Genomic DNA, 25190 nt, shown 5'->3' with positions numbered 1-25190 from the left:
GTCTAGTCCAGGGCGCCTACCCGAACAAATCCCGCCAGAGCCGGCAGCCAGGGCGGAAACCGGGCTAGGATGGGCGCCCGCTTCCCACGTCCTGACACCTGAGGTCTTCTGCATGTCTCTCCTGCCCGCTTCCATCCTGATCCTTGCCGGCGGGCGCGGCCAACGCATGGGCGGGCGCGACAAGGGCCTGGTGGAATGGCAGGGCCAGCCACTGGTGGCCCAGGTGCAGGCGGCGGTGCGAACACTGACCGATGACCTGGTGATCTCCTGCAACCGCAACGCGCTGCGCTATGCCCAATGGGCCGACCAGCTGGTGGCCGATGACCAGCCGGACTTTCCCGGCCCCCTGGCCGGCATCCTCGCCGGCCTCGCCGTGGCGCGGCATGACTGGGTGCTGCTGCTGCCCTGCGATGCGCCCCGTATCGATACCGCCCTCGCCCGGCAACTGCTGACCGCGGCCCAGGCGAGCGACGGCCCGGTGATGGCGCGCCAGGGTGGCTACTGGCAACCGCTGTTCAGCGCCCTGCCCCGGCGCCTGCTGCCGGCGCTGCGCCAGGCCTGGGCAGGCGGCGAGCGCAGTCCGCGAGGCGCCCTGCTGCCGCTGGGCCTGACCGCGGTGGATTTCGCCGAAGACGATATCCGCCTGGCCAACTTCAACGATCCCACAGCCCTGGAAAGCGCGATCCGACCCTAGGTTCTGTACGAAAAGTCGACGAGCGAAGGTCAGGCGAGGCGAAAAAGGCTGAGGAAGCGGAGTTTACGAGCGGTAAATGAGCATTCCGAAGCCTTTTTCAACGAAGCATCACCGAGCGCAGGCACTTTTCGTACAGAACCTAGCGACCCATCGAGCCAGAGGGTGTGACTCACCGGTTCCCGGACGAACTTGACCCCGCGCCAGCGGTCCTAAGGCCGCTTGGTTGCCAAGAAAGGAGACCGTCACATGAACAAGCACCTGTTCCCCGCCGTCCTGTTGGTCGTCGCCAGCGCCCTGCTCGCCGGCTGCTCCACGCCCAGCGTCATCACCCTCAACGATGGCCGCGAGATCCAGGCCACCGACACGCCGAAGTACGATGACGACTCTGGCTTCTATACCTTCAAGCAGCTCGACGGCAAGCCGACCCGCATCAACAAGGATCAGGTTCGCACCATCAAGGAGCTCTGATTACTGCCCGGCGCGATTTTTTTACCTAACCCCTTGTGCTTGCATGAGTTTTAGGTAGAATGCGCGCCATCCATTACGGAGCGTAGCGCAGCTTGGTAGCGCGTCTCGTTCGGGACGAGAAGGTCGCTGGTTCGAATCCAGTCGCTCCGACCAATCTGATCCGCCAGGATCACCCCAAGGCCCGCCTAGTGCGGGCTTTGTTGTTTCTGGGGTTTGGTTATTTGCTTTACCTGCGGTGGCGGCCGACGAATGAACAGGCCGAGCAGCGAATCCCCTCAGGCTGAATTGCCAGCGGGCCGAGGCCCAGGCACTGATCGAACAGCAAGGCCAGCCGCGCAATGCCTGGCGCTATCTGGGCCAACGACGAGCCGCCCCGTTACATGAGCCCCAGGAGGCTCAGTCCCGTTTTGCCACGTCCTTTCACACGTGCGCTGCGTGCTCGGCCGACTCTTCTTCCTTGTCTGCAAGCCCCACCGTCCAGTGCCCGCCGTTCTCTTGGATCAGGCGCAGCAGGTCGTAGGTTCTGATCATGTCGAGAAGACCAGAATGACCGTAAGCGTTTGGTGAGAATGCGGGATCGGTACGCTTGAGGTACTGCCCAAGGGCGCTCAGGGTAACCTTGCCTTCGCTGGTTCCACCTGCAAGCAGAGAGACGGCGTCCACCACAAATCTTGGTCGCCGTTTGACGACTGGCTTAGTGGGTTCGGGCTTAGTGATTTCCTGCTTGGAATTTGTTTCGGCTTTGGCCGCTGGCTTGTCGGCATGCTCCGAAGCAGGCTCCTTTAGGTGCTCCTCGCGGCGCCACTCAAAGAACTGGTCGCTGGCATTACGTAGTGCGTCTGGAGTCTTGGGTTCACCGACTATGCAGACGGTAGCGCCGCGCTCTCTGAGCTTGCGGCACAGGTAGGCAAAATCGGAGTCGCTGGTCACCAGGCAGAACGTATCCGCACGGTGATCAAAGAGCGCCTCCATTGCATCGAGAGCCAAGGCGATATCAGAGGTATTCTTACCCGCTGCATATTGGTACTGCAGGCATGGCGTAAAGGCCAATCGGACCAGGGCCTCCTGCCACTTATTGGCCAAGGTGCCGTGATTACCATACCCCCTTCTCAGAACGACACGTCCGAACTGCGCCACAACGCGCAACGCGTGCTCCAGAATCTCGGGCGATACGTTGTCGCAATCTACGAGTACCGCTACACGCGTTTCTCCAGCCGGAGTGAAAGCTCCCATCCCTGCTCCTATCGAGTGATCCACTGCTTGAAAGGCTTTATTCAAGCCAGTCCCATAAACCAACGATGCGCGGGGTGACGTGAGCAAGTCAACGAAACGCAGCTTGATCAGCAGCGCCAACCATATCGACACGGCCAACCCAAGCGGCAGCATTGCCGCAGCTGACCTCTCGCCAGTCACTATGGGCCCACGCATCCAAGCGCAGTACAGTTGATCGCGACGGAGAGTTGGCAGGCATGCTCGAAGCGCATCAGCCCGCTCCTCCTGGCCGGCGAAAGGCCTCAGGTAATCGCCCACGCCACGCCGACAAGCTGATCCCGGTCTCAGCCTACTAGGGGCCGCGCAGCACGGGGCTGCACCCGGCGCGCGCCGTTGTCCCCCCGCCACACCTGCGGGCTAAATGTGTGGGTTTTTCTGCACCCCTGTATCCGACCTCAAGCCGCGCCAGTAACGGCCGACAAGCTCAACAACGCCTATCAAAAAACCCTGCAAATCCCTGCACTAGCGGGGGTACACGTTCCGCTGACCCTACTGCCAGAATTCAAGGACGAAAAATGCTGATCCATCTTCAAGATTTCGCAAAAAGAGCTATCAAAGGAGAGTCGGACGCTTACCTATTTTCTCTATGGATAGCCTATAAAAATCTTAAACGTCCAGGAAGACTGAGCGATCGGATCAAGGAAAAACTTTCCGATAGAAAAGAAAAAATATTAGATATAGACATCAAAAAGCACAGAATCAATTACTTCAATATCCTAAACAAATTAAAGCCGACACAGATAGTAGAGGCGTCCAAACCACCCAGACTTGGAAGATTAAGGGCAAGAAACTTCCGCGGCTTCGGATGCCTTAGCGATGAAGACAAAGGAACTCAAATAATATTTAATGAGTTTAATAATATATTTTATGCACCTAACGGCGGAGGAAAAACGTCCCTATGCGAGGCAATTGAATTCCAAGTAACAGGATCAATAAAAGAATCTATAAGACGGAAGGAAAAAATCGCTGACTATATTCGCCGAGGTGAGGGTCGCCCCACGCTGTCTTTGCATGACATACATGGCGAAAATTTCCCAAAAACCGTTGCACTAAGCAGCTGCTTTATAGATAGAAATAGACTGCAAGAGTTCTCCTTGCTCGGTAGTAAAGATACAAAGTTCGAACAGGGAGATGTTTTAGCTCTCTTGCTTGGACTAGAAGACCTAGACGAACTAATTAGAAGATTTGTTCAACCAGTAAATTTTAATTTAAGCAGCCTACGCCTCCAAAGCCATCAGGACCGCCTTACAAATTTAGATCAAACAATCAGACTTCATAGCGAAGGAAAGCGATCAGCTCAAGAAGAAATATTAACTAAAAAATCATATATTGCGGAACTACTAGATTTAACCGCTTACACTTCTGGCGGCATTCATCTCAGAAGAAACTATTTCAACGCATTATTAAAACATAGAGAAAAGAAGCTATTAGAAGCAGTCGCAGAATCGAAAATTCATATCATGCGAAAGGTAGGAATAGCTGCGCTTTTCAGAAAGATCCGCCACACCTTAGAACAATACCAAAAAGCAAAAGCAACACTGATAGACAACGCCTCTAGCGTACACTATGAAGCGATCTACAATGCCATAGAGAGATTTGGGAAAGCCGCACAGGAAAAATCAGAGTGCCCGGCATGCTTAACCTCACTTGATAAGACGACTACCAACCCATTCGAAACAGCATCTGCAGAACTGCAGAAATTGCAGTTGATTTCTTCGACCAACACTCGAATTAGAACTTTAGAAAAGAACCTGGCATCTTATATAATTCTACTTAGACCCGCAGTTCAGCAGATAGAACAAAACAAGAAAGAAGGTGTTGATCTAGAGGCATACACCGGCTACTTCCTAGTGAACACCTTTAAGGAATGCACTGCAAATGTCGAACATGACACTACAACTATTGCGCGCCTCCTCGAAGCTTTAGATATACTTTACTTAGAGCACAAAGAAGCGATTGATAGATATTGCGACGAATGTCTTCAACAATTCCAACGACGTGCCTTCGCTGCTGCCGGAAAGGCTGAAGCCCAGACGAGAATTGGTAATCTAAGGGACAAAATAGCGCTAGTTGACGCAGAGCTAAACGCTCTGAGGCAACTTTATCGCCGATTTAAGGCAGAAAACAATTCGCTATATGCAGAGATCAAAATCGTCCAGACCTATACCATAGCGCACAGAGAGAGATTTATTTCAATAGCTTCTTAAGCGAAGTACAAGGCCAATACAAAAAGCTTTACGCAGACCTTATAGAATATAAGGTGGAACTTGAATGCTCTAAACTTAGCGGCATTGAGAGGAAGGCTACCGCCTATTACCAAGCAATCAACGACCACAATGATGATTCAGAAAAGATAGAATCAATAGCTTTTGTCAAAACAGACAGCTCCTACATCATTGAACTTCTATGCAAAAACAAAAACACTTTAAATGCGTTCTCCTGCCTCAGCGAAGGGCATTTAAGGTCACTGGGCCTATCCTTACTATTAGCACTAGCAGAGAAACACCAGTACCCTTTCATCGTCTTTGATGATGTGGTAAACGCCATTGACTCTGAGCATAGAGCTAACATAATTGCCCTATTTTTTTCCGATCCCTATTTGAGCAGCACTCAAAAGATCATAACAACTCACGACCGTCTTTTCTGGGAAAGGTACTGCAACAGCAACCAGAAGTTACACGGCACCAGCCAACTCGCAAGCAGAGTTTTGAAACACACAAATAGAGGAATCGTTTTAGTTGAGTACAACGTAGGATTCGAAGATAAAATAGGCGCCGCCCTCGAAATCTCTGACATTCGACAAGCGCTAATTTACTGCCGAATCTGGCTAGAAACGATGACATTGCAATTCTGTACATCAAGAAAAATATCAGTTACAGCCGAGTTCTCTGATAGACAACATCATAGACAAGGTAATCTATTAGAAATTTCTTTAGAAAAAATCTACGAAATAGCATACGCAGAAGTCATCAGAGATCAGGAAAACATCAACCTATTAAAAAGAGATCTTATTTATTGGAAGGCGCAAAACCAAGAGCATCATGCATTCGAAGAAAATAGCTTCAACTTCGCCCATGCAAAAACTAGCTCCGAAATATCCAACATTGTTAGGGCACTTCACAAACTCGACCTTCAGCTAAATGCAAAGGACAGGCTAGAGGAGCTACGCAAAAGAAGAATTAAAGCCGCCCAAAAACATGCTGCAGCGAATAGAGAGGTCAGCAATCCAATGTTCTTGGAGAACGCCCATTATCTCATCGCCCAAGAAAAGCAAAGACTTTTAGAAGAGCACGAAAAAACTCTAACGCTATTAGAAAGTGACATCCTATACGCGGAGCAATTTCTTGACGGCCCCTAAGCTTTATCGAGATTGTGTTCCAAGTTCAGTCCAGCCCAGAAAATAGATCATAGCTGCATGCGGGAATTTGAGCGTCCGGTGGTTTCTCGACGGAATTTCCAAACTCGCCAATACAGCGTCGCGACTACGAATGCCTTCCAGATTTCTCAGAGCTTCCAAGCCGAGAGATAGACTCGCCGCTGCCTCCAATCGAATGGCATACCGAATGGGTATGTATGCCAACGTGTATGCCAGCACTTTCCTCACCCGCTTGAGTACAGCAAGGAAGCGGCATACAGCACTCAGTGTTGACGTAGTCGCTTGACAGGATCACCTGTAAAAGCCCGCCTAGTGTGGGCTTTGTCGTTTCTGCCGTTCAGCTTTAGCGCCCCCAAAGCAGCACTACCCTCCCCCTACCGCCGACTCAACGCCAGCTTCGCCGCGAACAGCAGAAAGACGACCCCCGTCACCCCATCCAGCCAGCGGATCACTGCGGCCTTGCGCAGGGTCTCGCCCAGGGTGCGGGTGGCGCCGATCAGGATCAGGGACCAGAGCAGGCTCAGCAGCACATGGATGGCGACCAGGCCGAAGGTCCAGGCGATCAGGGGTTGGCCCTGGGGGATGAACTGGGGCAGGAAGGACACATAGAAGATGCCGATCTTGGGATTGAGGACATTGCCGAGCAGGCCTCTGAGAAACCAGTTGGAGGCCGTACCGCCCTCGCCTGTCGTGGGTGCGAGGGCGGTACGGGGGCGCAGCAGCAGGTTGAGGCCAAGCCAGCAGAGATAGGCGGCGCCGCAATACTTGAGCAGCGTATAGGCCAGTTCCGAGACCGCCAGCAACGCGCCCAGGCCAAAGGCGACGGCGGCGCCCCAGAGCAGGCAGCCGGCATTGATCCCCAGGGCCGCGCGCCAGGCCTGGGCGCGGCCTTCGGCCGCGGCGGTGCGCAGGATCAGGGCGGTATCGAGGCCTGGGGTGAGGGTGAGCAGGGAGGCGGCCAGGGTGAAGGCCAGCAGGTTGTCGGCGAGGGGCATGGTGGGGCCTGTTGCGGCGAGTGGCTCGCAACGGTAGCACGCGCCAGGACAGCGATCAGCCTACCCCTGTATCGAAAGGCCGCCCGCAGGCGGCCATGACGAGGCTCAGCCGGCGGCGCGGAAGGCCGGTTCCTGGTCGGCAATGTAGCGGGCGGCGGCGCGGCGGGCTTCCAGTTCGAAGGCCTGAGGATGGCGATCGACGATGCGCTCCAGGGTGCCACGGGGAATGCCGTCGGCTTCGAAGTCGGTACGGCATTGCAGGGCGCCGGCGTGGCAGACGTTGCGCTCGACGGCCTCGATCAGGCCTCCGGCGCGCAGGCTCTTGACGATGTTGTGGGGCAGACGACGACTGCGGCGCAGGGCGGCCGTGGCCGTGGCCAGAACGTCGAGGATCTCGTTTTCCACCTGGTTGAAGGGACCGTTGCCAAGCTTGCCCTTCTGCAGCAGATAACGACGGGAGAGCAGATTGCCTTGGCGTTCGAGGGCCTCTCTGGCCGCCAGGTCGAGGCGACCGCGACTTTCCAGGCTGCGCTCCAGCGCGATGAGAAATTCCCAATCGGTGATCTGAGAAATCTGGGTGATGACTGCGTCCATGAAGCGCTCCTTGCCAGTCGGGAATAGATGGCACATTGATAGCGTTCGGCGTATTTGGTTCCCTGCCAAAGGGGCTTGCCGACGGACGTCATATCATTTGGCCAGTGCCGCCGTAGTCGTGCCGACGAACGTCTTCTTTTCAGGCACCAACGGTGGGATCACTGATGTGGGTCGAGGGCGATTGGGAGATCGGCAGGCAGGGGGCGCTAGCGGCGCGGCAGCAGGTTTTCGACCAGCTGGCTGAGGTCGGCGACACTCCAGGGCTTGGGCAGGAAGGCCGCGCGACGCGGCAGGATGGCAAGGTCCTGGTCGATGTAGCCGGAGATGATGATGAAGGGCACCGTGGGCCAACTGACGGCGGCCAGCTGGGCGAAGGCCAGGCCGTCCAGCATGCCTGGCACGTTGACGTCGGCGATGACCATTTTGGTATCGCTGCCGCGGGCGTCCATGTGCGCCAGGGCCTCGTCGCTGGAAGCCACCGCCACGACATCCAGTCCCTGTTCGGTCAGAATCTCGGTCAGCAGCTCGCGCTGCCCCGGATCGTCTTCCAGAACAAGAATTTGTCTTTGTATATCAAGGCTTCTCGGCTTCATGGCAGCTCAGACATCGGATGCCGGAGAGGTTCTCCGCAAACTTACCTAACGGTCACCTGAGAGAGGTGAGCGGTACACTGGCAAATGGCCGCCAAAGCCGCGCCGCGCCTGGCTTTCAGCCTGGCAAAGGAGGATGCCAGACGGCCTCGGACGGCGCACCGGTGAAGTTTTTTCGCCGCTTGGCTGTCTGAGGACCATACCGCCCCATTTTGCCTGCGCAAGGATTCCGCCCCCCGTGAGCCGACAGCACCCACCCCGCAAGGCGCGGGTCGATAATTCAGCGACGAGCGATGTTTCGCACGAGGGCAAGAACATCTTCTTCGCCGCGGTGGAAACGACGCGGATGCCGATGCTGATCACCGATCCCAACCAGCCGGACAATCCGATCCTCTTCGCCAACAATGCCTTCACCGAGATGACCGGCTACCAGGTGGACGAGCTGCTGGGGCGCAATTGCCGGTTCCTGCAGGGGCCGGAGACGGATCGCTCGGTGGTCGCCCAGGTTCGCGAGGCGGTGGAGCAGGAGCGCGAGGTCTCGGTGGAGATCATCAATTACCGCAAGGATGGCTCGACCTTCTGGAATGCGCTGTTCGTCTCGCCGGTGTACAACGAAGCGGGCGAGCTGACCTACTACTTCGCGTCCCAGCTGGACGTCAGCCGCCGTCGCGACGCCGAGGATGCCCTGCGCCAGGCGCAGAAGATGGAGGCCCTCGGCCAGCTCACCGGCGGTATCGCCCACGACTTCAACAACCTGCTGCAGGTGATGATGGGCTATATCGACATCATCCAGCGCACCGCGGAAAAGCCCAGCTTCGACCAGGAGCGCATCGTTCGCAGCGCGACCCATGCCAAGTCCGCAGCCGAACGCGCCAGCACCCTCACCCAGCAATTGCTGGCCTTCTCGCGCAAGCAGAAGCTCGAAGGCCGGGTGCTGAATCTGAACAACCTGATTCGCTCCTCCCACGAACTGGCCGAGCGGACCCTGGGCGATGTGGAGATCCGCACCCAGCTGGATCCGAACCTGTGGAATTGCCGCATCGATCCGACCCAGGCCGAGGTGGCGCTGCTCAATATCCTGATCAATGCGCGGGACGCCCTGGCGGATCGAGCGCAACCCAGCCTGGGCATCGAGACGCGCAACGTCGAGGTGCGCGAACTGGCCAACATGTCCTACGACGGCCTCATGCCGGGCCGCTATGTCAGCCTGGCGATCACCGACAACGGCCACGGCATGCCGGCCAGCATCCGGGACCGGGTGATGGATCCCTTCTTCACCACCAAGGAGGAAGGCAAGGGCTCGGGGCTGGGTCTGTCGATGGTCTATGGCTTCGCCAAGCAATCCGGCGGCACGGTGCGCATCTATTCGGAAGAGGACGTCGGCACCACCCTACGCCTGTACTTCCCGGTGGACGACAGCCACATCACCCATCAGCAGGGCGAGCAGCGCTCGGAGCGCCGTAATGGCACCGAACGCATCCTGGTGGTGGAAGACCGCCCGGACGTCGCCGAACTGGCCAAGCTGGTGCTGGAAGACTATGGCTATACGGCGCAGATCGCCTTCAACGCCAGCGAGGCCCTGCGCGTGCTGCGGGAGACCGAACAGCCCTTCGATCTGCTCTTCACCGATCTGATCATGCCGGGCGGCATGAACGGCGTGATGCTGGCGCGGGAGGTGAAACGCCTGCATCCGGAGATCAAGGTGCTGCTCACCACCGGCTATGCCGAGAACTCCCTGGAGCGCACCGACATCGGTGGTTCGGAGTTCGATGTGATCTCCAAGCCCTATATCCCCAACGATCTGGCGCGCAAGATCCGCCGGGTACTGGATGGCCCGAACGGGATCGCCTAAGCATCGCGCCGCGCCAGCCGGTACCGACGTATCGGTATGGCCGGGTGACCGCCTGTCACAGTGGCCTGGCGCCGGCGACAGCATTAGACTGACCATTAACAAGGTGCGGGTCTTGCCGTCACCCTCTCCCGCCGAGGTCTTTCGGCGTGCTGCCGTCACTGCCTGCACCTTGCCGCCGCCCTGTCGAGTCCGCTCGGGGCGCAGGCTGGGCCGCGTATATCCTGTGTTTTTCGCTTCCGCCACCACGAGGTCCGGTCATCCATGAGCTCTCCCAGCCAGTCAATTATCGCGACAGGCAATGCCGGTCTGGATCAGGTGTTACGCGGCGGTTTGCCCAAGGACCGGCTCTATCTGCTGGAAGGCACCCCGGGGTCGGGCAAGACCACCCTGGGCCTGCAATTTCTCTTCGAGGGGGTGCGCCGAGGCGAGTCGGTGCTGTACATCACCCTGTCGGAAACCAGCGAGGAGCTGCAGAGCGTCGCCGAATCCCACGGCTGGAGCCTGGAGGGCATGCACCTGTTCGAACTGTCGGCTGCCGATGCGGTGCTGGGCGGCGCGCAGGAGCAGACCATCCTGCATCCCTGGGAATCCGAATTGGGCGATACCATCGAATTGATCCAGACCCGGGTGAATGAGCTCAAGCCAAGCCGACTGGTGTTCGACAGCCTGTCGGAGATGCGCCTGCTGGCCCAGGACCCGCTGCGCTATCGACGCCAGGTGCTGGCGCTCAAGCAATTCTTCGCCGGCCGCGGCCTCACCGTCCTGTTGGTGGATGACCTGACCACCAGCGGCGGCGAGCGGGACAATCACCTGCACAGCCTCTGTCACGGGGTGCTGACCCTGGAACGCCTGACCCTGGACTTCGGCGCCGCTCGTCGCCGCCTGCAGATCCAGAAGCTGCGCGGTCGGGACTTCGTCGCCGGCTATCACGACTTCACCATCCGCCATGGCGGCCTGGAGGTCTATCCGCGGATGATCGCCGCGGGGCGCTACCAGGATTTCGCCGGCGAACCGGTACCCAGCAGCATCGCCGACATGGATGCCCTGTTGCACGGCGGGCCCTTGCGTGGCACCAGCACCCTGATCACCGGGCCGGCCGGCACCGGCAAGACGACCCTGGCCCTGCAGTACGTGATGGCCGCCTGCGCCCGGGGCGAGAGGTGCGCCCTCTATGAATTCGACGAGCGCATCGGCACCCTGCTCAAGCGTGCGGAAAGCATGGGGATGCCGCTGCTGCGCCATATCGAGGAAGGCCTGCTGGTGGTTCACCAGATCGATCCCGCCGAGCTGTCTCCTGGTGAATTCGCCTGGCGCGTGCGGCGAGACGTCGAGGAGGACAACTGCCGGATGCTGGTGCTGGACAGCCTCAACGGCTACCTCGCCGCCATGCCCCAGGAACAGCAGTTGATCCTGCAGCTGCACGAATTGCTCTCCTATCTGAGCCAGTCCGGGGTCGTCACCTTTCTCATCAACCCCCAGCATGGCCTGGTCGGCTCGATGACCTCCAGCCTGGACATCTCCTATATCGCCGACACCGTGGTGCTGATTCGCTTCTTCGAGGCCCAGGGACGCCTGCGCAAGGCCATCTCCATCCTCAAGCATCGCGGGGGTGGCCATGAGGATGCGATTCGGGAATTGCGCATCGATACCCGGGGCATCCGCGTGGGCCAGCCCCTGGTGGACTTCCGCGGCGTGCTGACCGGGACCCCGGAATACTTCGGTGCCAAGCAACCCCTGATGGAAGAGCGCGATTGACCGAGACCACGACGCCGGCCTGTGAGCTGATCATCTGCGCCCCGTTGCGGGGTGACGCGGCCAGTCTGCAGCGCCTCTTCACCCAGGGCTACCACACGCGCTACCTGGCCAGCCTCGACGAGGTCGCCGCCGCGCTGGGCGACGAGACGGGCATCATCGTGTTCACCGAAGAGGCCCTGCGCCAGGACCTGCAGGCGCTGGCGGAGGCGCTGGAGCGGCAACCGACCTGGTCGGATATCCCGCTGGTGCTGCTGGCCTCCGACGCCAAGCGCTCGGGCCGCGGCAATGACCTCCTGCGTCGGCAGCTGCCGGCGGCGACCACCAATCTGGTCATCCTGGAGCGCCCGCTGAGCGGTGCCTCCCTGCTGAGCAGCGTGGCCGCGGCCTGGCGTTCGCGCCTGCGCCAGTTCGAGATGCGCGACCGCCTCGCCGAACTCGCCCAGGAACGCGAGCGCATGCAGACACTGCTGGAGAACCTGCCGGTCGGCGTGTGCTTCATGGACAGCGAAGGCCGCACCCTGGTCAGCAATCCCTTCTATGAGCAGCATGTGCCCGGTCAGCGCATCCCCTCCCAGCAACCCGAGGAAGCCACACGCTGGACCGCGCTCGACGACAGTGGACGCCTCTTGCCGCCCGAGCGCTTTCCGGGTGCCCGCGCCCTGGCTGGCGAGCGGGTCAAGGGCCAGGATTTCTATCACACCACCGCGACCGGCGAGGAATCCTGGTTGCGGGTAAGCGCGGTGCCCCTGCACGACGCCACCCAGCGGATCATCGGGGCGACCACGGTGATCGCCGACATCAGCGACGAAAAGCGCGCCGAACTGGCCTTGCGCCGCTTCAACGAAGAACTGGAATTCCAGGTCGAGGAACGCACCCGGACCCTGGCCCACACCCTCAGCGAGCTGCAACGGGAGACCGTCGAGCGCAGTCGCGCCGAGGAGCAGTTGCGCCAGTCTCTGAAGATGGAAGCGGTCGGCCAGCTCACCGGCGGCATCGCCCATGACTTCAACAACATGCTGACCGGGGTGCTGGGCGCGTTGGATCTGATGAAGATCAAGAACAAGGGCCAGTTGGCGGGCCTGGAGCGCTATATGGAAGCCGCCCAGCATTCGGCGCACCGGGCGGCGGCGCTGACCCAGCGGCTGCTGGCCTTTTCCCGGCGGCAATCGCTGGAATCCCGGCCGATGTCCGCCAATGAGCTGATCCTGGCGCTGCAGGACCTGCTACAACGCACGGTGAGCGAGCAGATCTCGGTGACCCTGGCGCTGGCCGATGACCTGCCCTGGATCCTGGCTGATGCTAACCAGCTGGAGAATGCCCTGCTCAACCTGGTGATCAATGCTCGCGATGCCATGCCGCACGGCGGTGTCATCACCCTGGAGACCTATCCGCTGACAGTCACCGAGCCGGGTAGCGGGGATGATGCGCTGGCCCTGGGCGATTACGTCTGCCTTGAAGTCCGGGACACCGGGACCGGCATCCCCGAGCGCCTGCTCGGCAAGGTGCTCGAACCCTTCTTCACCACCAAACCCCAGGGCCAGGGCACGGGGCTGGGTCTGTCGATGGTCTATGGCTTCGCCCGGCAGAGCAACGGCCGCCTGACCATCGCCAGCGACACGACGGGGACGCGGGTCTGCGTCTGCCTGCCGGCGGCCGAGCAGCGCGAACCCAAGCGGATCGAGCCGGCCGAATTCGTCCAGGGCGCTGGCGAGACCATCCTCCTGGTGGAGGACGACGATGCGGTGCGGTTGGTCAATCAGGAAGCGCTGGAAGCCCTGGGTTATCGCGTCTGGAGCGCAGCCGAAGGCAAGGCCGCGTTGCATCTGCTGGAGCAGATCCCGCGGCTGGATCTGCTGGTGACCGATGTGGGCCTGCCGGGCCTCAATGGTCGCCAGCTGGCGGAGGTGATCCAGCAGCTCAGGCCGCGGCTGCCGGTGCTGTTCCTCACCGGCTACGCCGAGGGCGCGCTCAGTAGGACCAGCTTTCTGGGTGGTAACATGGAGTTGATGACCAAGCCCTTCACCCTGGACCAGTTGGCCGCGCAGGTCGCCGCCATGCTGTCCGGGTCCGCCAATCGGGCCGTGGTGCCCTCCTGAGGTCGCCGCTGCCCCGCGACCTGACCAAGGCACCCATGACCACCCAGATCCGCCCCGCCCGCCGCACCGACGCCGCCCGTATCCATGCATTGATCATCGAACTGGCCGACTACGAAAAGGCCATCCACGAGGTCCTGGCCAGCCCGGCCCAGATCGAGGCCACGCTATTCGCCGCCGACACCCCGACCCGCGCCCTGGTCGCCGAGCAGGAAGGTGTGGTGGTGGGCTATGCCGTGTATTTCTACAGCTATTCCACCTGGTTGGGCCGCAACGGCATCTACCTGGAAGACCTCTATGTGAGCCCCAGCGCCCGCGGCACCGGCCTGGGCAAGGGCCTGCTGCGCGAGCTGGCCCGCGAGGCGGTGGCCAACGATTGCGGTCGCCTGGAATGGAGCGTGCTGGACTGGAACGCCCCCGCCATCGACTTCTACGAAAGCCTGGGCGCCCAGGCCCAGAGCGAATGGGTACGCTATCGCCTGGATGGCGCCGCGCTGCGGGATTTCGCCGAAAGCGGGCGATAGGCTTTCGTAGGTTGGGCTGAGCGCAGTGAAGCCCAACAGCTCTTGTCCCGGCGCCGGATTTGTTGGGCTTCGACGATAGAGCCGTCTCAGCCCAACCTACGCTGATCGCGGCCATGACATGGTCACGATAGCTGAACCGCCGTAGGTTGGGCTGAGCGCAGCGAAGCCCAACGGGCGATGCTTCGGGCGTGTGATGTTGGGCTTCGACGGTAGAGCCGTCTCAGCCCAACCTACGGTGATCGCGGCATGGTCACGATAGATGGACCGCCGTAGGTTGGGCTGAGCGCAGCGAAGCCCAACAGCTGTTGCCCCGGCGCCGGATTTGTTGGGCTTCGACGGTAGAGCCGTCTCAGCTCAACCTACGGTGATCGCGGCATGATCACGATAGCTGGACCGCCGTAGGTTGGGTTGAGCGCAGCGAAGCCCAACAGCTGTTGCCCCGGCGCCGGATTTGTTGGGCTGCGACGGTAGAGCCGTCTCAGCTCAACCTACGGTGATCGCGGCGTTGGCGGTCCGCTCCGACACCCTGGCTCCTCGTAGGAGCGGCCCATGGCCGCGATCCGTATCAGCCGGCGCGTGGAAACGGCGCAGCCTTTTCCGCTGGGGGCTTCGGCAGGGGGGCGCCCTCACCCTAGCCCTCTCCCAGAGGGAGAGGGGGTTGTCCGAGTGAGAATCAGATCTTTGCCATTCCTGAAAAATCGCAAGCGACCGGTACAAGCCGGACCGCTCTGATCAACACCTATTACAGATCCGCCAACTCCACCTGCGCCGGGCGGCGTTGCATCAGCACCTTGCCGTGGCGGATGGAATACAGCGGCAGGCCCTGGCTGCGGACCATCTCGTAGTCGCTCTCGGCGGACAGCACCAGCAGATTGGCGGGGCGCCCCTCCTCCAGGCCATAACGGTCGCCCAGGCACAGCGCCTTGGCACTGTTCACCGTGACCAGATCCAGCGCCGACTGCAGGTTGCGATAGCCGAGCATATGGCAGATGTGCAGCCCTGCTTCCAGCACCCGCAGGATGTTGCCGTTGCCCAACGGATACCAGGGATCGACGATGGAATCCTGGGCGAAGCAGACGTTGAGGCCGGCCTCCAGCAACTCATTGACCCGGGTCACGCCGCGGCGCTTGGGAAAGCTGTCGAAGCGGCCCTGCAGGTGAATGCTCTCGGTGGGGCAGGAGATGAAGTTGATGCCGGCGTGGGTCAGCAGGCGAAACAGCTTGGCGCAGTAGGCGTTGTCGTAGGAGCCCATGGCGGTGGTATGGCTGGCGGTGACCCGCGCGCCCATGCCGCGGCTGCGCGCCTCTTCGGCCAGCACCTCCAGAAAGCGCGAATGCGGATCGTCGGTCTCGTCGCAATGGACGTCCACCAGGCAACCAGTACGCTCGGCCAGGTCCATGAGGAATTTCACCGAGCTTACGCCCTGGTCGCGGGTGTATTCGAAGTGCGGAATGCCGCCGACCACATCGGCGCCCAGGCGAATCGACTCCTCCATCAGCTCGCGGCCGTTCTTGAAGGACTCGATGCCCTCCTGGGGAAAGGCGACGATCTGCAGATCGATCAGGTGGGCGGTTTCCTCGCGCACCTCCAGCATGGCCTTGAGTGCGGCCAGGGACGGATCGGTGACGTCGACATGGGTGCGCACGTGCTGGATGCCGTGGGCGGCCAAGGCGCGGATGGTGCGCTTGGCGCGGGTTTTGGTGTCTTCCTGGGTGATGGTGGCCTTGCGCTCGCCCCAGCACTCGATGCCTTCGAACAGGGTGCCGCTCATGTTCCAGCGTGGCTCGCCGGCGGTGAGGGTGGCATCGAGGTGGATGTGCGGCTCGACGAAGGGCGGCACCACCAGGTTACCAGCGGCGTCGATGTCGTCCGGCCCCACCGCGGGGGGCATCAACTGCTCGGCGATGGCAGCGATGCGCCCGCCTTCGAGGCGGATGTCGTACAGGCCTTCGCGGTCACGCAGGCGGGCGTTGAGGATGCGCATGGTGGATCTCCCTAGAGCGAGGCAGGAGCAGTAGTACGCCCCCGAGTCAGTCCATTGAACACGCCATAGGCCAGTGCCGCCACCCCGATACCCACCAGCGGTGCGACCCAGGGTGAGCCGAAGGCGGCGATGGTGCCCAGTCCATAGGCGGCCAGGCCCGGCCAGTTGTAGTGCGGCAGGCGGGCCTCGGCGAGCAGTGGATAGCGCCCGCGATGGCGCAGCCAGAAGTCGGCGACGATCACCCCGCCGATGGGCGGGATCACCGTACCGAGCAGGACCAGATAGGGCACCAGCAGGTCGTACATGCCCAGCACCGCCAGGGCGGTGCCGATCAGGGCGCCGGCCAGGGTCACGGTCTTGCGGCGATCGGTACGCACCAGGTTGCAGCCGGCCACGGCGAAGTTGTAGATGGTGTTGTCCTGGGTGCTCCAGATGTTGAGCAGCAGCATGGCCAGGGCGGCGGTGGCGAAGCCCTGCAGCATCAGCACCTCCACCACGTCGGGCTGCTGGTAGACGATGGCGCCATAGGCGCCGATCAGCACCATCAGGCCGTTGCCGATGAAGAAGCCGATCAGGCTGGCCAGCACCGCCACTCGCGTGGAGCGGGCGAAGCGCGTCCAGTTGGTGGCCTGGGTGGCGCCGCTGACGAAGGTGCCGAATACCAGGGTGATGGCGGTGGACAGGTCCAGGCTGCTGCTGGGTTGGATCGCCAGCAGGCCGGCCAGGCCGCCGGCCTTGGCGGTGGTCACGCTCATGGACAGGATCAGCAGCAGCGCCATGGCCGGCACGGCGATCCAGGAGAGGATCTCCAGGCCCCGGTAGCCGATGTAGGCGGTGGCGCAGAAGCCCAGGCCGAATACCGCCATCAGCGCCAGCACCGCGCCCTGCTCCAGGCCGAAGTATCTGCCTAGCACCACCGCGGCGGTGGCCGTACCCCAGGCGTACCAGCCGATCTGGGTGAAGCCGAGGATGAGGTCGCACAGCTTGCTGCCGCGCTCGCCGAAGGCGAAGCGCCCCATCAGCACCGAGTTGAGGCCGCTGCGACAGGCGATATGGCCGAGGGCCGCGGCATAGAGACCCAGCAGCAGATTGCCGAGGGCGATCACCAGCAGCAGGTCGGCGAAACCGAAGGCCACCCCCAGCTTGCCGCCGGCGAACATGGTGGCGGTAAAGAAGGTGAAGCCCAGCAGCACCATGGCCAGGGAGGCCAAGCCCCTGCGGGCCTCGGGCGGGACTTCGCTCAGGGGGTAGTCGTTGCCAGCGTTGCTCATGGCGATCTCCTCGGGATGGGCGTGTCTGTCCTTAGCAGTGCCCGTGCCAGGCATCGTCGAGCGGCGTGGCAGAGCCGTGGCGTAGCCGCAGGTCCGCAGCTGGGGCCCACCTTTGGTGCAAGGGAGCGCCCCCGTGCCTTGGCCGGGGGCGGTCAAGTGTGAGACGGTTGCCGCGGCCGTCTCACAAGGAAAAGATCATGACCACGCCACGCCTCGCCGTCCTGGGTTCCGGTCTCATGGGCATCGGCATCGCCGTGCATCTCGCCCGCCACGGCCATGCCGTGCGCCTGCAGGATGTCGACCCCGACCGTCTCGCCGAGGTGGCCGCCACCGCGCGCACCCTGCTCGCCGAGCTGGAAGAAGCCGACATTGCCGTGGACACCGAGGCGGTCGTCGCCCGCCTCACGACCACGACCGAGCTTGCCGATCTCGCCGACTGCGACCTGCTTTTCGAAGCCGTGCCCGAGCGCCTGGAGCTCAAGCACAGTCTCTATGCCCATCTCGAAGCCGTGCTGCGCCCGGACGCTCTGATCGCCAGCAACACCAGCGGCCTGCCACCAGACGAGCTGGCCGCGCACCTGCGCCATCCCGAGCGCCTGCTGATCGCCCACTTCTGGAATCCGCCACACTTCATTCCCCTGGTGGAGCTGGTGCCCGGCACGGCCACCCTGCCCACGCACCTGGAGTCCGTGCGCCAACTGCTGGAAGCCGCCGACCTGGAGGCCGTGGTGTTGCAGCGGGCCATTCCCGGCTTCGTCGGCAATCGCCTGCAATTCGCCCTGTTGCGCGAGGCCCTGCACATCGTGCAGAGCGGCGCGGCGGATGCCGAGACGGTGGATCGGGTGATGCGCGCTTCCCTGGGTCGGCGCTATGCCATGGTCGGCCCCCTGGAGGCGGCGGACATGGGCGGGCTGGACACCTTTCGCGACATCGCCCGGCATCTCTGGCCGACCCTGGCGCGGGACGAGGCCCCGCTGCAGCTGCTGGAAGACCAGGTGGCCGCCGGCCGTACCGGCCTGCGCAGCGGCCACGGCTTCCATGAGTGGGACGCCGCGCGGCGCGAGCGCATCGTCCAGCGGCGCCTGCACCAGCTGCGCCATGCGCTGAAGCCATGAGCCGCACCCCGCCGGGTCTGCCCGGGCTGGAAGACTACGCCGACATCCGCCAGCGGGCGATCCGCTCGCTGTTCGAGATCATCGAGCAGACCAGCAACGGCACGGTGATCGTCGATCGCGAGGCGCGCATCGTCTGGATCAACCAGAGATACGCCCAGCACTTCGGCCTGCCGGATGCCGCCGCCGCCATCGGCCAGCCGGTGGAGCAGATCATTCCCCACAGCCTCCTGCGCGAGGTGGCACGCAATGGCCAGCCGATCCTGCTGGACATGCTGGAGACCCGCAACGGACCGCTGGTGGTGATGCGCCTGCCGATCCATACCGACGAGGGCGAACTGATCGGCGCCATCGGCTTCGCGCTGTTCGACCAGTTGCAGCAACTGGCGCCGCTGGTGACCCGCTACCTTCGCATCCAGGAAGAACTGGCCACCACCCGGCGCTCGCTGCAGCATGCGCGCACCGCCAAGTACGGTTTCGGCCACTTCGTCGGCAGCGGTCCGGCCAGCCTGGAGGTCAAGCGCCGCGCCCGGCGCGCCGCCGCCAGCGAGGCCGCGGTGCTGCTGCTAGGCGAGACCGGCACCGGCAAGGAGCTGCTGGCCCATGCCATCCACGGCGCCTCGCCGCGGGCCGGGCGGCCCTTCGTCAGCATCAATGCCGCGGCCATCCCGGAAAGCCTGCTGGAAGCGGAATTCTTCGGCACCGCGCCGGGTGCCTTCACCGGCGCCGAACGACGCGCCCGCCCGGGCAAGCTGCAGATCGCCCAGGGCGGCACCCTGTTTCTCGACGAGATCGGCGACATGCCCCTGGCCTTGCAGGCCAAGCTGCTGCGGGTGCTGCAGGAAAAGGAGTACGAACCCCTGGGCTCCAACGAGGTGCTGGCCTGCGACGTGCGCATGATAGCCGCCACCTCCCGCGACCTGGAGACCGCCGTGGCCGAGGGGCGCTTTCGCGCCGATCTCTATTACCGCCTCAATGTGCTGCCGATCCGCATCCCGCCGCTGCGTGAGCGCCTGGACGACCTGGCGGTGCTGGCCGAGGCCATCCTCGACAGTCTGCCCCAGATAGGCGGACAGCCCACCCCTGAACTCACCGCCGATGGGCTGGCGCTGCTGCAGCGCCAACCCTGGCCCGGCAACGTGCGCGAGTTGCGCAACGTGCTGGAGCGCGCGGTGCTCTTGGGTGACGACAGCCAGCTGGACGCCAGGGCACTGGCCGCGGCGCTGGATGGGGCCCCCGCACCTGCCACAGCAGGTCAATCCCTCCCTGGCCCGAGCGGCGAAACCTATGCCGAAGCCCGCCAGCGCTTCGACCGCGAGCTGTTGCAGGACACCCTGGCCGCCTGCGGCGGCAAGGTGGACGAGGCCGCCCGGCGTCTGGGTCTGGGGCGGTCTACGCTGTACAAGAAACTAGTGGCCTTGGGGCTGACGTCTCAAAATTGAGATATATCTACATAAAGAGACAGCCTGTAGGAGCGGCCCATGGCCGCGATTGACGATCCATCGCGGCCATGGGCCGCTCCTACAGGGTCCACCCGTAGGTTGGGTTGAGACGGCTCTATCGTCGAAGCCCAACATTGCTGGCCTCGGGGCGATGTTGGGCTTCGCTTCGCTCAACCCAACCTACAGGGTCCAACTTTTGAGACAATTTATCGCTAGCCGGCGAAGATCGAAATAAAAATTCATGCAAAACAATAGCTTATAAAGCTGGCACGGTTCTGGCTCCTGTGTTCAGGCGATCCCTGTATCGCCCTATAACAACAAGAACCGCTTCGCCTCAGGCGAAGCTCTAGGAGAAGCCATGAGTGTCCTGATCGCACTCGCTGCCCTGGCGCTGCTGATGTTCGCCGCCTACCGGGGTTTCAGTGTCATCCTCTTCGCCCCCCTCGCCGCCCTCGGCGCCGTGTTGCTCACCGATCCCTCCGCCGTGGCGCCCGCCTTCACCGGGGTGTTCATGGACAAGATGGTGGGCTTTCTCAAACTCTACTTCCCGGTGTTCATGCTCGGGGCCCTGTTCGGCAAGCTGATCGAGCTGTCGGGCTTTTCCCGCGCCATCGTCGCCGCCGCCATCCGCCTGCTCGGTCGCGAACGGGCCATCCCGGTGATCGTCGCGGTCTGCGCCCTGCTCACCTATGGCGGCGTCTCGCTGTTCGTGGTGGTCTTCGCCGTCTATCCCTTCGCCGCCGAGATGTTTCGCCAGAGCGACATTCCCAAGCGACTGATCCCGGCCACCATCGCCCTGGGCGCCTTCTCCTTCACCATGGATGCCCTGCCCGGCACCCCGCAGATCCAGAACATCATCCCCACCAGCTTCTTCCAGACCACCGCCTGGGCCGCGCCCTGGCTGGGCCTGGCCGGGTCGCTGTTCGTCATCGCGGTGGGCCTCACCTACCTCGGCAGCGCTCGCCGCAAGGCCCGCAACAGTGGCGAAGGCTATGCCAGCGTGCCGCTGCGCAACGAACCCGAGACCGCCGCCGACCTGCCGCTGCCCAACCCCTGGCTGGCCCTGGCACCGCTGGTGCTGGTGGGCGTGCTCAACCTGCTGCTGACCCGCTGGATTCCCGATTGGTACGGCGCCACCCATAACCTGGCGCTGCCGGGCATGGCCAAGCCAGTGACCCAGGAGGTGGCCAAGCTGACCGGCATCTGGGCGGTGGAAGGCGCGCTGCTGGCGGGCATCCTGCTGGTGCTGGCCACGGGTTTCGGCGCCATCCGCGGGCGGTTGGCCGAGGGCAGCAAGACCGCCGTCTCCGGCGCCCTGCTAGCCGGGATGAACACGGCGTCCGAATACGGTTTCGGCGCGGTGATCGCCGCCCTGCCCGGCTTCGTGCTCTTCGCCCAGGGCCTCAAGGCCATCCCCGATCCGCTGATCAACGAGGCGGTGAGCGTGACCCTGCTGGCCGGCATCACCGGCTCGGCCTCCGGTGGCATGAGCATCGCCCTGGCCGCCATGAGCGACACCTTCATCGCCGCCGCCAATGCCGCGGGCATCCCGCTGGAGGTGCTGCACCGGGTGGCGGCCATGGCCAGTGGTGGCATGGACACCCTGCCGCACAACGGCGCGGTGATCACCCTGCTGGCGGTGACCGGCCTGACCCACCGCGAAGCCTATGGCGGCGTGTTCAAGATCACCCTGATCAAGACCGTGGCGGTGTTCTTCGTCATCGCCCTCTACTACCTGACCGGCCTCGTCTAAGGAGACAACCATGGACCTTACCGGCAAGACCGCCCTGGTCACCGGCTCCACCAGCGGCATCGGCCTGGGCATCGCCCAGCGCCTGGCCGCCGCTGGCGCCACCCTCATCCTCAACGGCTTCGGCGATCCCGCTGCGGCCCAGGCCAGCCTCCCCGGCCACTCAGGTTTCCACGGGGCCGACCTGTCCAGGCCGGAGGAGATCGAAGACCTCTTCGCCTACGCCAAACGCGACTTCGGCGGCGTGGACATCCTGGTCAACAACGCCGGCATCCAGCACGTGGCGCCGCTGGAAGACTTTCCGGTGGAGCGCTGGGACGCGGTGATCGCCCTCAATCTCTCGGCCGTCTTCCACACCACTCGCCTGGCGCTGCCGAGCATGCGCGAACGCGATTGGGGACGCATCGTCAACATCTCCTCGGTGCACGGCCTGGTGGCTTCCACTGGCAAGGCGGCCTACGTGGCCGCCAAGCATGGTGTGGTGGGCCTGACCAAGGTCACGGCCCTGGAGACCGCTCGCACCGGCATCACCTGCAACGCGCTCTGCCCGGGTTTCGTGCTCACCCCGCTGATCCAGCAGCAGCTGGACAGCCGTGGCAGCGATCCGGACCAGGCCCGTCGCGACCTGCTCAGCGAGAAGCAGCCCTCGCAGGAATTCGTCACCACCGACCAGCTGGGCGAGCTGGCGCTGTTCCTGTGCAGCGACGCCGCCGCCCAGGTGCGCGGCGCCGCCTGGACCATGGACGGCGGCTGGACCGCCCAATAACGACAAGAGGACCTCTGCCATGAACAAGCTCTATCCCAACGCCGCGGCCGCCCTCGACGGGCTGGTCAGCGACGGCATCACCCTGGCCGTGGGTGGCTTCGGCCTCTGCGGCATTCCCGAGGCGTTGATCGCCGCGCTGCGCGACACTGGCGCCCGCGAGCTGACCGCCATCAGCAACAACGCCGGGGTGGATGGTTTCGGTCTCGGCCAGCTGCTGGAGACCCGGCAGATCCGCAAGATGATTTCCTCCTACGTGGGCGAGAACAAGGAATTCGAGCGCCAGTACCTGGCTGGCGAGCTGGAACTGGAATTCACCCCCCAGGGCACCCTGGCCGAGAAGCTGCGCGCCGGTGGCGCCGGCATCCCGGCGTTCTATACCCGTACCGGTTACGGCACCCTGGTGGCCGAGGGCAAGGAGGTGCGCGACTTCAATGGCCAGCCCCATGTCATGGAACTGGCGCTGACCGCCGACGTGGCCCTGGTCAAGGCGCTGCGCGCCGACAAGGCCGGCAACCTGGTGTTCAACAAGACCGCGCGCAACTTCAATCCGCTGTGCGCCATGGCCGGTCGCGTCTGCGTGGCCGAGGTGGAGGAGCTGGTGGAAGTCGGCGAGCTGGACCCCGACCAGATCCACCTGCCCGGCATCTTCGTGCAGCGCCTGGTGGTCAACGCAAGCCCCGAGAAACGCATCGAAAAACGCACCCTGAGCGAGGAGAAGTAAGATGGCCTGGACCCGCGAACAGATGGCGCAACGCGCCGCCCGGGAGCTGCAGGACGGCTTCTACGTCAACCTCGGCATCGGCTTGCCGACCCTCGTCGCCAACTACATTCCCGCCGGCATGGACGTCTGGCTGCAGTCGGAAAACGGCCTGCTGGGCATCGGCCCCTTCCCCACCGCCGAGACGGTCGATCCGGACCTGATCAACGCCGGCAAGCAGACCGTCACCGCCCTGCCCGGCAGCAGCTATTTCGATAGCGCCACCAGCTTCGGCATGATCCGCGGTGGCCATGTGAACCTGGCCATCCTGGGCGCCATGCAGGTGTCGGAAAAAGGTGACCTGGCCAACTGGATGATCCCCGGCAAGATGGTCAAGGGCATGGGCGGCGCCATGGACCTGGTGGCTGGCGTACAGCGCGTGGTGGTGCTGATGGAACACACCGCCAAGGGTGCCCACAAGATCCTGCCGGCCTGCGACCTGCCGCTGACCGGGGTTGGCGTGGTCGACCTGATCATCACCGACCTGGCTGTGCTGGAGGTGACCGAAGGCGGCCTGAAACTGGTGGAGCTGGCCGAAGGCGTGAGCCTCGATGAACTGCGCGCCGCCACCGGCGCCCCCATCCAGGCCTGAGGAGATCCCAGCCATGCAAGACGTCGTCATCGTCGCCGCCACCCGCACCGCGGTCGGCAGTTTCCAGGGCTCCCTGGCCAATGTGCCCGCGGTGGAGCTTGGCGCCACCGTCATCCGCGCCCTGCTGGAACAGACCAACGTGGCGCCTGCTGCGGTGGATGAAGTCATCCTCGGCCAGGTGCTCACCGCCGGCGCCGGCCAGAATCCGGCGCGCCAGGCGGCGGTCAAGGCCGGCCTGCCCCACGAGGTGCCGGCCCTGACCCTGAACAAGGTCTGTGGCTCCGGCCTCAAGGCGGTGCAGCTGGCGGTCCAGGCGATCCGCTGCGGCGACGCCGAGATCGTCGTCGCCGGCGGCATGGAGAACATGAGCCTGGCGCCCTATGTGCTGCCCAAGGTACGCACCGGCTTGCGCCTGGGCCATGCCGAGTTGGTCGACACCATGCTCAGCGATGGGCTGTGGGATGCCTTCAACGACTACCACATGGGCCAGACCGCGGAGAATCTGGTGCAGAAATACGGCATCAGCCGCGAGGCCCAGGATGCCTTCGCTGCACGCTCCCAGCAGCGCGCCGCGGCCGCGGTGGAGTCCGGGCGGTTCCGCGAGGAGATCACCCCGGTGGCCATCCCCCAGCGCAAGGGCGAACCGCTGCTGTTCGACACCGACGAAGGCATTCGCGCCGACACCACCGCCGAAGGTCTGGCGCGCCTGCGTCCAGCCTTCACCAAGGACGGCAGCGTCACCGCGGGCAACGCCTCCAGCCTGAACGACGGTGCCGCTGCGGTACTGGTGATGAGTGCGGCCAAGGCCACTGCCCTGGGGCTCACGCCGCTCGCCCATATCGCCGCCTATGCCAGCGCCGGGGTAGACCCGGCGATCATGGGCATCGGCCCAGTCTCGGCAACCCGCAAGACGCTGGAAAAAGCCGGCTGGCAGCTGGCCGACGTCGATTTGATCGAAGCCAACGAAGCCTTCGCCGCCCAGGCACTGGCGGTGGGCCAGGAGCTGGGCTGGGATGACGAGAAGGTCAACGTCAACGGCGGCGCCATCGCCCTGGGCCACCCCATCGGCGCCTCGGGGTGCCGGGTGCTGGTGACCCTGCTGCACGAACTGCGTCGCCGTGACGGGCGTCGAGGCTTGGCGACCCTGTGCATCGGTGGTGGTCAGGGCGTGGCGCTGGCGGTGGAGCGGCGTTAAAGCCTATCGCGGCCATGGGCCGCTCCTACAGGTCCGGACACCACCGTAGGAGCGGCCCATGGCCGCGATCAATGCATCACCGTCCCGCACTACATTCCCACAAAAAAC

The 25190-nt window shown here is 62.9% G+C and carries 21 protein-coding genes and 1 tRNA gene; 16 read left to right on the top strand and 6 right to left on the bottom strand.

What is annotated here, in order from left to right:
- Positions 1-112: 112 nt before the first annotated feature.
- The 3 genes from mobA to FEZ61_RS01440 all read left to right on the top strand — a co-directional run bounded on the left by mobA (position 113) and on the right by FEZ61_RS01440 (position 1315).
- On the top strand, positions 113-694 hold the full coding sequence (gene mobA / locus FEZ61_RS01450) for a molybdenum cofactor guanylyltransferase MobA (protein WP_017641819.1): 582 nt from the start codon (positions 113-115) through the stop codon (positions 692-694).
- Between the two features lie 246 nt (positions 695-940).
- Positions 941-1162 carry a YgdI/YgdR family lipoprotein gene (locus FEZ61_RS01445; RefSeq protein ID WP_017641820.1) on the top strand — a complete coding sequence of 74 codons (222 nt, stop codon included), beginning with the start codon at positions 941-943 and terminating at the stop codon, positions 1160-1162.
- A 76-nt stretch (positions 1163-1238) separates the two neighbouring features.
- Positions 1239-1315, top strand: a tRNA-Pro gene (locus tag FEZ61_RS01440).
- A 267-nt stretch (positions 1316-1582) separates the two neighbouring features.
- Here FEZ61_RS01440 and FEZ61_RS01435 read toward each other — a convergent pair.
- Positions 1583-2395, bottom strand: a complete 813-nt coding sequence (locus FEZ61_RS01435) for an NYN domain-containing protein (RefSeq protein WP_026083927.1) — start codon at positions 2393-2395, stop codon at positions 1583-1585.
- 554 nt (positions 2396-2949) lie between these two features.
- On the opposite strand from FEZ61_RS01435, the gene FEZ61_RS01430 reads away from it, so the two are divergent.
- Entirely contained in the window at positions 2950-4641 is a 1692-nt protein-coding gene (locus tag FEZ61_RS01430; protein WP_173146848.1) for an AAA family ATPase, read from the top strand.
- A gap of 53 nt (positions 4642-4694) precedes the next feature.
- Entirely contained in the window at positions 4695-5792 is a 1098-nt protein-coding gene (locus FEZ61_RS01425; protein WP_173146846.1) for a hypothetical protein, read from the top strand.
- Positions 5793-6184: 392 nt separating this feature from the next.
- Here the strand turns inward: FEZ61_RS01425 and FEZ61_RS01420 are convergent, their stop codons facing one another.
- The 3 genes from FEZ61_RS01420 to FEZ61_RS01410 form a co-directional block, all read right to left on the bottom strand.
- Positions 6185-6805, bottom strand: a complete 621-nt coding sequence (locus tag FEZ61_RS01420; RefSeq protein WP_173146844.1) for a LysE family translocator — start codon at positions 6803-6805, stop codon at positions 6185-6187.
- A gap of 105 nt (positions 6806-6910) precedes the next feature.
- Positions 6911-7399: a hypothetical protein gene (locus FEZ61_RS01415; RefSeq protein WP_173146842.1), complete on the bottom strand. Its 489-nt coding sequence runs from the start codon at positions 7397-7399 to the stop codon at positions 6911-6913.
- Positions 7400-7605: 206 nt separating this feature from the next.
- Positions 7606-7992, bottom strand: a complete 387-nt coding sequence (locus tag FEZ61_RS01410) for a response regulator (RefSeq protein WP_017641825.1) — start codon at positions 7990-7992, stop codon at positions 7606-7608.
- Positions 7993-8227: 235 nt separating this feature from the next.
- On the opposite strand from FEZ61_RS01410, the gene FEZ61_RS01405 reads away from it, so the two are divergent.
- The 4 genes from FEZ61_RS01405 to FEZ61_RS01390 all read left to right on the top strand — a co-directional run bounded on the left by FEZ61_RS01405 (position 8228) and on the right by FEZ61_RS01390 (position 14213).
- Positions 8228-9841, top strand: coding sequence for a hybrid sensor histidine kinase/response regulator (locus FEZ61_RS01405; RefSeq protein ID WP_026083928.1), 1614 nt, complete (start codon positions 8228-8230; stop codon positions 9839-9841).
- A 261-nt stretch (positions 9842-10102) separates the two neighbouring features.
- Positions 10103-11596 carry an ATPase domain-containing protein gene (locus FEZ61_RS01400; protein ID WP_026083929.1) on the top strand — a complete coding sequence of 498 codons (1494 nt, stop codon included), beginning with the start codon at positions 10103-10105 and terminating at the stop codon, positions 11594-11596.
- Entirely contained in the window at positions 11593-13692 is a 2100-nt protein-coding gene (locus tag FEZ61_RS01395; RefSeq protein ID WP_173146840.1) for an ATP-binding protein, read from the top strand. The genes FEZ61_RS01400 and FEZ61_RS01395 overlap by 4 nt, the downstream gene beginning before the upstream one ends.
- A 35-nt stretch (positions 13693-13727) precedes the next feature.
- Positions 13728-14213 (top strand): GNAT family N-acetyltransferase, encoded by a 486-nt coding sequence (locus FEZ61_RS01390; protein ID WP_173146838.1) that lies wholly within the window; start codon positions 13728-13730, stop codon positions 14211-14213.
- 742 nt (positions 14214-14955) lie between these two features.
- On the opposite strand, the gene codA is transcribed toward FEZ61_RS01390, so the two are convergent.
- Positions 14956-16197, bottom strand: coding sequence for a cytosine deaminase (gene codA, locus FEZ61_RS01385; protein ID WP_017641830.1), 1242 nt, complete (start codon positions 16195-16197; stop codon positions 14956-14958).
- A gap of 11 nt (positions 16198-16208) precedes the next feature.
- Positions 16209-17474: a cytosine permease gene (gene codB / locus FEZ61_RS01380; protein ID WP_173147008.1), complete on the bottom strand. Its 1266-nt coding sequence runs from the start codon at positions 17472-17474 to the stop codon at positions 16209-16211.
- 191 nt (positions 17475-17665) lie between these two features.
- Between codB and FEZ61_RS01375 the strand changes: the two genes are divergently transcribed.
- The 7 genes from FEZ61_RS01375 (at position 17666) to FEZ61_RS01345 (ending at position 25082) form a co-directional block, all read left to right on the top strand.
- Complete coding sequence (locus tag FEZ61_RS01375) at positions 17666-18583, top strand: 3-hydroxyacyl-CoA dehydrogenase family protein (RefSeq protein WP_173146836.1); 918 nt, start codon at positions 17666-17668, stop codon at positions 18581-18583.
- Positions 18580-20022 (top strand): sigma 54-interacting transcriptional regulator, encoded by a 1443-nt coding sequence (locus FEZ61_RS01370; RefSeq protein ID WP_017641833.1) that lies wholly within the window; start codon positions 18580-18582, stop codon positions 20020-20022. The genes FEZ61_RS01375 and FEZ61_RS01370 overlap by 4 nt, the downstream gene beginning before the upstream one ends.
- A 358-nt stretch (positions 20023-20380) precedes the next feature.
- A complete protein-coding gene (locus tag FEZ61_RS01365; protein WP_017641834.1) occupies positions 20381-21775 on the top strand; it encodes a GntP family permease in 1395 nt (464 codons plus the stop codon).
- Between the two features lie 10 nt (positions 21776-21785).
- Positions 21786-22538 (top strand): 3-hydroxybutyrate dehydrogenase, encoded by a 753-nt coding sequence (locus FEZ61_RS01360; RefSeq protein WP_017641835.1) that lies wholly within the window; start codon positions 21786-21788, stop codon positions 22536-22538.
- Positions 22539-22557: 19 nt separating this feature from the next.
- Positions 22558-23259 carry a CoA transferase subunit A gene (locus FEZ61_RS01355; RefSeq protein ID WP_017641836.1) on the top strand — a complete coding sequence of 234 codons (702 nt, stop codon included), beginning with the start codon at positions 22558-22560 and terminating at the stop codon, positions 23257-23259.
- Position 23260: 1 nt separating this feature from the next.
- A complete protein-coding gene (locus FEZ61_RS01350) occupies positions 23261-23887 on the top strand; it encodes a CoA transferase subunit B (RefSeq protein WP_017641837.1) in 627 nt (208 codons plus the stop codon).
- A gap of 13 nt (positions 23888-23900) precedes the next feature.
- On the top strand, positions 23901-25082 hold the full coding sequence (locus FEZ61_RS01345) for an acetyl-CoA C-acetyltransferase (protein ID WP_173146834.1): 1182 nt from the start codon (positions 23901-23903) through the stop codon (positions 25080-25082).
- The last annotated feature ends 108 nt before the right edge of the window (positions 25083-25190 follow it).

Origin of the sequence: Pseudomonas sp. MS15a(2019) (assembly GCF_013277805.1) — a bacterium.
GTDB lineage: Bacteria > Pseudomonadota > Gammaproteobacteria > Pseudomonadales > Pseudomonadaceae > Chryseomonas > Chryseomonas benzopyrenica.
The sequence above is the reverse complement of the archived record's forward strand: the minus strand, read 5'-3'. Positions and strand labels throughout refer to the sequence as shown.